The 10,776-nt window shown below is 33.0% G+C and carries 4 protein-coding genes; all 4 read right to left on the reverse strand.

Features of this window, described 5'->3' with window-relative positions:
• The coding region (locus ACEN2I_RS19605; RefSeq protein WP_441767777.1) for a BspA family leucine-rich repeat surface protein at positions 1 to 1,032 on the reverse strand (1,032 nt) is incomplete at its 3' end.
• 1,497 nt (positions 1,033 to 2,529) lie between these two features.
• On the reverse strand, positions 2,530 to 4,392 hold the full coding sequence (locus ACEN2I_RS19610) for a tetratricopeptide repeat protein (RefSeq protein ID WP_441767778.1): 1,863 nt from the start codon (positions 4,390 to 4,392) through the stop codon (positions 2,530 to 2,532).
• 753 nt (positions 4,393 to 5,145) lie between these two features.
• Positions 5,146 to 9,183: a choice-of-anchor L domain-containing protein gene (locus ACEN2I_RS19615; RefSeq protein ID WP_441767779.1), complete on the reverse strand. Its 4,038-nt coding sequence runs from the start codon at positions 9,181 to 9,183 to the stop codon at positions 5,146 to 5,148.
• A 610-nt stretch (positions 9,184 to 9,793) separates the two neighbouring features.
• Complete coding sequence (locus tag ACEN2I_RS19620) at positions 9,794 to 10,273, reverse strand: hypothetical protein (RefSeq protein ID WP_441767780.1); 480 nt, start codon at positions 10,271 to 10,273, stop codon at positions 9,794 to 9,796.
• Positions 10,274 to 10,776 lie beyond the last annotated feature (503 nt).

A 10,776-nucleotide genomic window follows, 5' to 3' on the forward strand; every position in this document is an offset into this window, starting at 1 on the left:
GCCCATCAAGGCCTTGTCGTAGTTCTCGCTGGAGAACTGACTGTCTTTAAACATATTTATCATATTAGTAACCTTACCCACATCCCAACCACTGATGTCCTGGTTAAAAACAGAATTAGAAAACATACCGCCCATATTATTAACCTTACCCACATCCCAGCCACTGATGTCCTGGTTAAAAACAGAATTAGAAAACATACCGCCCATATTAGTAACATTACTCACGTCCCAGCCACTGATGTCCTGTTTAAAAACAGAATTAGAAAACATACTGTTCATACCAGTGACATTGGCCACATCCCAACCACTGATGTCGTGGTTAAAAGCAGAACCAGAAAACATAAGTTCCATAGTAGTAACCTTACTGACATCCCAACCACTGATGTCCTGGCTAAAAACAGAACCAGTAAACATCCCAAACATATCAGTAACATTACTTACGTCCCAACCATTGATGTCCTGGTTAAAAGCAGAACCAGAAAACATAGAACCCATATCAGTAACATTACTCACATCCCAGCCACTGATATCCTGGTTAAAAGCAGAACGAGAAAACATATAATTCATGTCAATAACATTGCCCACATCCCAGCCACTGATGTCCTGGTTAAAAGCAGAACCAGTAAACATAAAGCTCATATCAGTAACATTACTTACGTCCCAACCATTGATGTCCTGGTTAAAAGCAGAAGCAGGAAACATTGCCCCCATATCAGTAACATTACCCACGTCCCAGCCACTGATGTCCTGGTTAAAAGAAGAATTAGAAAACATACCGCCCATATTAGTAACATTACTCACGTCCCAACCATTGATGTCTTGGTTAAAAGAAGAAGCATAAAACATATTACCCATGTCAATAACATTGCTTAAATCTGGAGTATCGGTTGCTGTAAAGGCGCTGCCTGGCCAATACTCAAAACTTGCGTGCATACTCTGCCATGCAATGTCACCCCACTGCTTTACATCGGCTAATTTTTGCATGTTTGAATAATCCGTCTTAAAATGAGGAAAAGTTCCCGAGATTTCCAACGTGTACGTACCTGCTGCTTGAAACGTTGTCTTAAATTCGCCATCATCACTGGTGTGGCTTCCAGAGGAAACAACCCCGTTGGAGGCATCTTTCCAAACATACGAGAAATCATAGGCAAAGCCTTCTGTCATTATTAAGGAATGACTTAAGTCGTTACTGCCAATAGTCCAAGTGGTTATAAATGGCTTGCTGGTCCCTTGACCATAAGTCAATTGAAGACTCAGCCATGCAAAGGCAAAAAAAGTAAAGATTTTTTTCATGAATACTGTTTTTAGTTAAAAAAAACTTATTTAACCAATTAAATAAGGTAGGGTAAAAGTAAATTACCAAAGCCATAGCGTAAAACAAACAAGGTGTACAAAAAGTAACATAATCTCAGTTTTAATACTTATAGATGTTAAATTGTAGTGAGATAAACAACGTAATAATTAATTAGGTTCGAGAAAAGATTGTCAACGAGATTATTGTTCCTCGACGGATTCTAAGATGGGTCAGTCAAACTCATTTGAAAAATCATTACTCTAACAATCATAAATGTATTTTGCGTATAAACAAAAAAATGTTTTGTTTTTAAATACAAATCCGTGGAGTTCTTTCCTTAAGAGCGCTATTATGTTTTTTGCTTAGTGAATAGATTTTGTTTTTGCTTGTTTGTATTTGGATTACGCGTTTAAGCAATTCAATATCGATAAGATAGGTGGTGCTAGATTTACGTCTCTTTCTAATTCGCCAACTAATCGAGCTGCTATAGACTTGATTCTTTGATTTGCTTTGACAGCTTTTAATTTGTTTGCGGTGTTTTCTAAAGCGGTTAGTCTTCACCTGTGTTTTTCAAGTGTTTTGGTATATCTCCGGTGAAGAATAGATAGTTGTCCGATAATTGTTATTTATAAGTCTTTTTTATGGATTTGATATTTAACTTTCAATCCATGGGATAAGTGATGGTTTCATTGATATGAATACCAACATGGTGCCACGAGAATTATATCCCAATTAATACGGATAATCTCTTTTATAATCAATCCATTCCCGATTCTCCGAGATATTAATGAATATGATTAATTTCTGTTGCTTTACAAGGTTCGATAGCTGTAAAATCTTACCTTCTAAAAAAATATTGATAATAGAGGGATTTCTATCCTATATTCTATAATGCACTTTCGTTTTAAATATTGCGAATATGCTTCAAAATTAATATCTCAAACATTAACAAAATGGATTTTCTGTTCAATCATTATCTTGATAATAAAGCGATTTGGATTCATTTTGAAATAAAGGTCAGTCCACTTTATGATAAAATGTAAAGCAGACGTTTTTGACTTAAAGTATGTTCTTATGTTCTAAAGTAAATAAAAAATAGATGGTTAATTATTTTTGATTGTCTAAGATCAATTTAAGTTGCAAAGCTTATATTTTAAAAACATAAAACTTTAATATTTAATCAACACAATGCAAAGTATTAAAAAATACAAGCTTAATTGATTTTTAAGAAACTACTAAATAGCTATAATGACTGCCTCTAAAGAATCTGTTGGTTTCAGTTCCATTTTTTTACGAAGACGTTGTCTTGCCTTTTTAATACCATCTCCAGAAATGTTAAGGATATTAGCAATTTCTTTAGATGATAAATTCATTTTAATTAATGCCATTAAACGTAAATCGTTGGACGTAATATTTGGAAACTGTTGTTTTGCTTTTGTGTTGAAATTTTTATGTACAGCTTCAAAATAGTTACTAAAATTCTTCCAGTTATTATCATCTTGTATGTCGAAATTTATAGTTTGAATAAGCGTTTGGTAACCCGCGTCATAAGTGGCATCGGCTTTAAAAATCTCTGCTTTTTCTTTTATATCGCTTAAAATTTCGTTCTTTTTTGCTAAGTGTAAAGCATGAGTAGTAAGTTCTTTGTTTTTATATTCTAAATCTATTTCTGCTTTTTCTCTTGCTAAACTATGATGTATATTTCTTTGGTAAATGGCATAAATACCAATAAGGGCTATTAGCAATCCAAAAGTCAAAAGTAAAAGCTGCATACCGTTAACTTTTTCTTTTATATTTAAAAGGTCAATTTCTTTTTTTTGATTTTGAATTTTCTGTTCTTTTCGTTCTGTATCATAAGTTGCTCGTAGTTCTTCTATTTGCTCAGACTTCTCCTTATTAAACAGGCTATCTTTTAGCTTGGTATATACTTCATAATCTTCTAATGCTTTTTTATATTCTCCTTTTTCTTTATAGAGATCATGGCGACTAACATATACCTTAGACAAAATACTTAAATTATTTTGTGCTTCTGCAACTTTAATAGTTTTATTGTAATAGTAGAAAGCGCTATCTGAATTTTTTTTTCTAGTATAATAATTTCCTAAATTATGATAAAGAACAACTTCTTCAATCTTTAAATTTTTATAAAGCTTAAGAGCTCTTAAATAACTATTTATAGATTCTTTATCTTTTTTTAAATCAAAATAAGAAACTCCGATATTTGTCCACAATTGAGCTTCGGTTAATTTTTCATCAAATTTTTGGGCTAAACGGATAGCTTCTATATGCAGTTTAATGGCTTTGTCAGTTTCTTTTAAACTAATTAAAATACTAATTCGGTTCATCATTGTTGTTAGTAACATGGTGTTTTTACCACTGAGTCTAAACATCTTCTCTGATTCCTCATAGTAAATTAGCGCTTGCTTATAGTTTTCTAATAGAAATTCTATCTTCCCAATATTATTACATATTACAGCAGTATAATATGTTTCTCCAAATTCTTTGAATAATTTCAGTGCTTTTAATTCATTCTTTAAAGCTAAAGTATACTTACCAGTTTCCATATAAATTAAACCTAACATATTATAGGTCCCACCCATCCACTTCTTAAAATCCTCATTTTGTTTGGTTGAGCTACTATCTCTATTTTTATATAAGTTACTATTTTTAATTAAATAGTAAAAGGATGAATCATATTCCTTTTTGCGCCAATAGATGTCCCCATGCAACAGATTATTTCGAAGAAGCTCGGGTGTGTGTGTTGTAATCAATGATTTTGCTTTTGTTGCATATATTATAGCTGAATCCAGCGAAGTTTTTGAACCATAATAAAAACCTAAATTGTCATACCCTTTTGCTAAACCTGGTAAGTAATTGATTTTTTTGGAGACCGTAATCATCTCTTCGGCATATTTTCTTGCGACTTCTGGTTTATTACTAAGTTCCCATCGCGAGATTAAATGCATTGTTTCAACTTTGGCTATTCCCTCTTTTTGAACACTATAAACTTGTAAAAGACTATCAATGTTGTTTTTCTTTTGGGAATATGCATTAATGTAAAAAAAAAGTAATAAATAAATAATAAAAGGTTTTTTCATTTGTTTTAGTAAAAGTTGATAGATTTTTAGTATAATATAAAAAAAATAATTGAAATTGTAACCAAATAAAATAAATTATAAAAGGATGCACAAAACTTGATGTTGTTTTTATTTTTCATATACAAATTTACACGCCCTTCTTTATTATAAAAAAATCAATATGACTTAAATAATTAGAAATTGTATTATTTTGCACAAATTTAAAATATAAAGTTGTTAAATCGAAATCAATTCCCGTACATCAAAAAAATAACATCTTTTGGAATGCCAATGAAAACTAAAAAGTTCAAATTTCCCTCATTGTCTCCGATAAACTTTTCCTATTTTTAAAAGTTTACGAAAAGAAGGCAATAAACAACCATCATAAAATTGAAGCAAGACCATTAAAAGTTATAGAGTAGCAAACAAAATTTTTGTGCTTCTTTTTGTTATTTTTAGCTATAATTATAAGTTTTTTTAATGTTAATATAGCAACAAAGAATATAATTTTGTGAGTATTATAGGTTGTGTAATTTGGTAGTTCCAGATAAAAAATCTTTTGAGAATCATCAACAATTTAATATATTTCACTTTTTATAAAGTGATTTAGCTCTTTTTTGCGATACCTTTTCTTTATTATTTAGTTTTTCATAAACAGCGAAGGATGGGGGCAGGTTACAGAAATAACACAGACATCTTGAAAGCATTACGATAAGAGGACGAATAAACGTCATCTACGTTTACCCGTTTATTGGGATAGGATACGCCCGAGAATTATCGTTTCATGCTAAAATGCGATTTAAAAACCTGCGGAATTCCCTTTAAAGTATAGAAAACTTGAAACCAATAATCGGTTGAAGGAAGCGGTTCGCCATTGTAATTGCCGTCCCAACCGGGACCGGCAGGACTTATTTTCTTTAGTATTTTTCCGTATCGGTCGAAGATATTAATGACTGCGTCGGGCTGAAAAGAGAGATCAGGAATGTTCCAGGTGTCATTGTAGCCGTCGTTGTTAGGTGTGAAAAATTTGGGATAGTTGAGTACATTGATAATTAAAATCTGATCGTCGCAATTTCCTTTGACATCCCTTACCGTAATTACATGCTCTCCCGAATCGACATCGGGAAAAACATTACTGGTTTGAAAAATGCCGTCATCAAGTTGATATTCGTAGCTTCCAAATCCATTGTGCACTGTTACGGTAACATCGGTGTTTTCCTGAAAAGTGTCGGATATGTTAATTGTGGCAACTGCCTGGCTTGATTTTTCGACTATAACTATTGCCGGATTGTATGCACAATCATCACCCGGTGTATTTTTGGTAATTTGAAGGGTGTAAGTTCCTTCTTTTATTGCCATATAATCTGGACCTGTACTAAGTTTGTTACCACCTAAATACCAGTCGACAGTATAAATTTCAGGATTAAGCCCTGAACTTAATTGTGCACTATGTACTGTAGTTCCTGTTTCGAAATCAACGCAGATTACTTCATTTGATAACATTAGGTTTTTTAAAGGATAAATGGTAATATTAAAATCATCCTGAGAATAACAACCTTGGTTTGTAGTTGCAGCAGCGTAGATATACATTTTTTGACTATTATTTATTTGCTGTCCGGCAAAATATGATGTCCCTGTTGCATCTGGACCGCTATAATAATTTCCAACGGATAAAGGCGGCAGGGTATAACTTCCACAAATGGTAACATCCGGTATTTCGGGCAATGTCGGTTTTGTAGTAATGCTTACTAAAAAGTTTTTTTCGCTTGAACAGGTTAATCGGTCGCCCGTAATGGCGTAAACATAAATTCTTTGTGAGGATGTTAAAACTGTACCAGCAGGGATAACCGAACCTTTTCCTCCAGGAAGTGCATAATAATTACCCAATTGTAATTGAGGCAGAGTGTAATTCTCGCAAACAGTTATATCGACAAATTCTCCAACATCTATTCCGTTATAATTTACCCTAAAAAAAGTTTCATTACTACAACTTGTGAAATCTGTCCATTCGTTATAGATGTAAATGGTTTGGGGTCTACTAATTAACGTTCCTTCTGCAATTTGGCTTCCCTGACCATGGGGGCCACCTGTTGCGGTGTAATATTTTCCGTTTTTCAATACCGGAAGTTTAAACGCGGTACACGTGAACACATCTACAAAACTATCAACAGGAGGAATTTTCCTTATTTCGACAACAAACTTATGTTCGTTGGTGCAATCTATTCCGACGGCATACACATAAATGCTCTGCGTTGAAGTAATGACATCCCCGCTCTTTAATTGAGACCCGCCACCGTTAGTTTTAGTAAAATAGTTGCCATTTGCTAAAGGAGGTAATATATAACGCTCACATTCCAACCTATTGTTTGGCGTATCTACCAAAGGTATCGGCTTTATGGTTATATCGTATTTTAAGTTATCAGTACAATTAGGAAAAGTTGTGGTAACAGCATAATAATACACCGTTTGCGAAGTTGTAATAATTGATCCGGCAGGAATCTTTTGACCCTTTCCTAATGGATTTGTATAATAACCTCCTATATCAACGAGTGGTAAAATATAGTTTTCGCATCGTGTAATGGGAACAAAAACTGAAGTTTTAACAATGCTAATTCTGAAAGAATGTTCATTGGTACATCTGCCATCATTTACAAAAATAAATATCGTTTGACTAGTCTTTATATTGGTTCCAGCATTTAAATGAGTTCCTCTACCTCCTGTTTCTGTATAATAATTTCCATTTGTCAAAGCAGGGAGAATATAAGAATCACAAGTCACTACGTCACCGGGTTTATCTACCAAAGGCAAGGGGTGAACAACAAACGATACCGCTTCGTCACGGCAAACCACCCCATCAATTACTGCATAATAATAAATAGTCTGATCTGTTGTAAACGAAGTCCCTGCCTGAATTGCATTTCCTTTTCCGCCAGGCTCAGTAAAAAAACCGCCGGCAACTACTCCGGGAATTATGTATTGGCCACAAGCTTGTTTAGGAAAAGTAATTTTGTCAATAAAGATTAAGATAAAGATTTTCTGGTTTGTACAATTGTTGATTTCGGTTGCATCGCTGTAAATGTAATAAACTCCCGCTTTCGTAATAACATCTCCCGCATGGAGTTTTGTTCCTGTTCCGTTTTGCCCCGTGTAATAATTTCCGAAGTTTAGAGGTGGTAAGGTGTAGCTGCTGCATGCAATAACATTTGGAATGGTGTCGACTTTTGGAAGCGAATTAATGATTATATTGAAGCTAACGGTTGTATAACAGCCCGAATTTGCAACATTTTCAATTCGTACCCAGATTGTTTTGGGTGATTGTGATAGAGAAGTAATATAAGCTGTTGGGTCTGGTATCTTGTTTGTACGACTGTTTGCTTCTGTTGGGTCCGTGTAGAAGCTAATTTCATAATTGGAAGGATTTAGCCCGTTCAGAATAGGGTTTTCCTGAGTAGTGAGGTCAACAGTTACTCTTCCGGAATTAGTGTCACAAAAACTCAGATCAGGAGGTGTTTCCATTACCAATAAATTAAAAGAAAATAAATTATTACAATAGGTATTATCATGGGAAACATGTGCTACTTTTATATATATCGTTTCATTCCCTGCACTGGTGTATGAACTCAATTGGCTAGCAGGAATGGCTGGCCCATTTGCATTGGCTGCTTCCTCGGAATTATAATAAAAAAGAGAATATTCTGTCGAGTTTAGTTTCAATGCGGTCAAATCATTCTGTGTTAAATCGTATTGATAGCCATAATTTAAATTATAACAAGCGGTTATGTTTTTAGGAGGTGTGATGGCTAAATTGGTAATGGCAACTTCATCTTTTATTACACAATCGGAAAGAGTTGCTGTAACACCATAAGTTCCGGCTTTATTAAGCGTTAAAGTGCTATTTGTTTCCCCAGGAATTACAGCTCCGTTGAAAGTCCATACATAATCGTAATTCCCTACCAGTCCTGATTGGAGTGTGAAAGTTTCTCCTTCGCAAATAACTCTGTCCGGACCTAAATCCATCGTGGTTATAAAACTGCCTCCTTTGATGAATATTGCCGAATCATAATTACTGCCGTTGTAATCGCCAATGGCCAGTTTTATGCTGTAAGTCCGATTTGGTATCACAGTTGAAGAAGCTTTAAAAACCTTGGTTTCACCTCTCATGTTGATAGCAGACCCTGCCGGATTGGTTACATTATAACGGTCAAATAAAGTTGCATTGGCTGACAAACACGAATAGTTGTACTGTTGATCCCTAATGTTTTTAACCGAAACGGGTGTTGTAGTTTCAGGAATCACAGCAAGATTTTTAGAATGTCCTGTTGTTAAATCGGTTAGTATAAAGGCAAATACATCGCTAAAGCCACATTGGAATTCACCGTATTCATTGGAAGCAAAAAGGAAATCAAAACTAAAGTTACTCGACAAAGGGGTAAAATCAAATTGAATAAAACTCACATCTGTAATAGGGACAATTTGCCCGTTTTCATTACTTATAGTTTGCAAATCGCCATCATTGTAAGTATTTAACTCACTACTTTCATTAAGCCCTGTATAAGTGCCTTGAGTGTATTTGGCAATTCCATTTCGAATAATAATTCCATGTGAAATCGGAAAATTAGGATTCGTGTTTGTAAATTTTCCAATGCCAGATTGTGATGAAAATTTGAAGTTGTTTTCATTAGCACATTCATTTTGTATTAACTCTTCGCGTATTAATTCAGGTATACTTAAGGTTGTGGTGTCGACTATTATGCCCTGTGACGAAGATATAGCTGAATAAAATAATAAAAGAAGAAACAGAGGTGCTCTCATAATTCTGATGGCGGATTCAAAATGTTATATTTATATTTTAATTTACTTATCGAGGTATTGAATGAATTACGCCGAGGCAGAGCCTCGAGGAATTCAACTCATTAAACTGTATGTAAAATTAAATTCCTAAAGCCATGGAATAAAACAAATAAGGGGTACAAAAAGTAACATAGCTCAATTTTAACACTTATGGGGCTAATTTGTATTTAGATAAGTCAAAAATTAATCTAAAAACAATATGAGTAAAATAACCTTACAGTCAACAAAGATTTCCTGTAAATTAATTATACACAGTGCTTGAAATTAAATACAAAACAATGCTTTATAAATGCCTGAAATTAGGAGATGATATAATGAAAAAGTTAAAAAAGGAGCGCTTTGATCCAATATTTAGGGCAATTCGAAAGGGGAGTGGGGATCCGCCAACATCTTTTAGTTAAATTAGAAAACCTATACTGTTCCTTGTCTAAAAAAAAGATGTCTTTTTCTTTCAGTATTGCTAGAATCAATCTTTATTAATAAAAAAAAGAGAAGAACAATCTTGAATTCCATTTTAGTTGTGTTCAATAAAATGTGTTGTTCATTCTAAGATTTGTTGGATATAAGACTTTCATAAAACAATATTTATTCCTGTTAAAAATGCATTAACATTATCGTAACTTGTTCTTACTTTTACTCGATTACTTACTCTGAAATCAATCATAGTTCCGATTGCAAAGAATATTTTTTGTTTGTCTTTAATTGCGTTAATGTCTTGGTCTATGTATGCAGTACCTATCTTTCCAAGAATACAAATGTTTTCAAAGTCGCCTCCAATAATAAAAAATGAAGCGGGAATAAATTTAGTTCTTAGATTATGTTCTGAGCGATTAAAGTCAAATTTATTAATTTTTTTTTCTACTATTTTAGAATCTACAACCGTAGCCATCACTCCAAATATAAGTCCATTTTTCGCGGTTGTTTCTAAGGATAGACCAATGGTTTTATATCCAATAGTTACTGATGTATTATTTTGTGCATTTAATGCAATTGATCCAAGCACTGTGATTAAGAAATGTTTTTTTAACTTAATCTTCCCTTTTGTTTTCATAAATTTAATAGTAAAATAAAAGCACTGAATGTCTTTTTATTGATCTTAATTATTATATAGTTTAACATGTAAAAAAAAATACAAAACGTAGTAATTAATCTTTATTTCTAATTTTTTTCTTTAAAATGCTCAATGCAAAATCTTATAAATCAAAATATAAAAATTAAAAAAAAATGAATTAAAACAACGTATAATCTAGTACGCTTATCATGTCTCTACAAGACATTATATTCATTTCAAAATTACGACCCTATGGCTAAAATTAAAAATTAACAAGGGATGCAAAAAGTAACATAACTATCAAAAAAACACTTATTTAGAATGATTCTCGTTATGTGAAAAGAATCAGATTTTTAGGTCCTATGAGCTAATTATTAACATGATAGGTAATTTTAATATATAAGATTTCGAGAAAAGTAAGTAGCGAAAAAACCGCCTCAAAATTGAGACGGTTTAAAAAAAATAAAAACCTCCTATGAAAATTTGTTTACAATTATATTCTT

Origin of the sequence: Flavobacterium sp. W22_SRS_FK3 (assembly GCF_052113665.1) — a bacterium.
Taxonomy (GTDB): Bacteria; Bacteroidota; Bacteroidia; order Flavobacteriales; family Flavobacteriaceae; genus Flavobacterium.

Coding starts and splice junctions, on each gene's coding strand:
- ACEN2I_RS19610 (WP_441767778.1), bottom strand. CDS start 4,392: ATGAAAAAACCTTTTATTATTTATTTATTACTTTTTTTTTACATTAAT.
- ACEN2I_RS19620 (WP_441767780.1), bottom strand. CDS start 10,273: ATGAAAACAAAAGGGAAGATTAAGTTAAAAAAACATTTCTTAATCACA.
- ACEN2I_RS19615 (WP_441767779.1), bottom strand. CDS start 9,183: ATGAGAGCACCTCTGTTTCTTCTTTTATTATTTTATTCAGCTATATCT.